Annotated in this window: 1 protein-coding gene; it reads left to right on the top strand. The window is 73.6% G+C overall.

Annotation, left to right across the window (positions count from 1 at the left end; genetic code table 11):
* Positions 1–236 precede the first annotated feature (236 nt).
* Complete coding sequence (mraZ, locus tag E9565_RS21905) at positions 237–671, top strand: division/cell wall cluster transcriptional repressor MraZ (protein ID WP_236828379.1); 435 nt, start codon at positions 237–239, stop codon at positions 669–671.
* Positions 672–907 lie beyond the last annotated feature (236 nt).

The following is a 907-nucleotide window of genomic DNA, read 5'->3' on the forward strand; positions in this document are numbered from 1 at the left end:
GTCCCGGCCGCCCCGCCCGCGCACCGTGATCAGCGACCGGGACGGGGGGTCGCGCGGCACGTACGGTGGAGCGGTGACGGAGGCGACACGGTCCGCCGGTGGGGGCCGTGGATCACGACACGGCCTCGAGTGGTGTCCAGTGGGGGCTAGTGGGTTACTGTGTCGGCCGGTGGGGAGGCAGGGTCCCGTCCGGGGAGCTGCAGAGCCATGGGAGGACCGATGCAGGGGGTGATCCGGTGTTCGTCGGCAGCTATCAGTTGCGCCTCGACGAGAAGGGCCGGCTCGCCCTCCCCGTGCGCTTCCGCGACCAGGTGGCCGACGGCATGGTGATCAAGAAGGGCCAGGAACGCTGCATCTACGGCCTCACCATGGGCCGGGTCGCCGAGCAGAGCGCCGCGATGGCCGCGATGGCGCCGTCGGACACCGCCGCCGCGCGCATGCGCGCCCGCATGAGCTTCGGCTCCATGGTCGAGCTCGAGCCCGACAAGACCGGCCGCATCACCATCCCCGCGAGCCTGCGGGAGTACGCCCACCTGGACCGCGACGTGGTCGTGGTCGGCGTGGACACCCGCTTCGAGATCTGGGACTCCGCGACCTGGGACGCCTACGTGGCCGAGCAGGAAGCCGCCTTCGCCGACATGGAGAGCGAGGGGATGCCGACGCTGTCGTGATCCCGGGAACGCCCCACCCGCTCCCACCGGCCCCGTGCCGAACCGTTCGAGCCACCTTCCCCGCGGCTCGACCGGACCGGGCCCCAGCCGCCTTCCCCGCGGCTCGGTCCCACGACGGAGGACCGCACGGACAGCGGGCACCTGCCGGCCCCGCCGGCGGGGGGTGACCCACCGGCCCCGCGGAACCCCACCTGACGCTCTTCCCCGACGCCAGGCGGACCCGCGGGGCCGGACAC

Origin of the sequence: Blastococcus sp. KM273129 (assembly GCF_021698995.1) — a bacterium.
GTDB lineage: Bacteria > Actinomycetota > Actinomycetes > Mycobacteriales > Geodermatophilaceae > Blastococcus.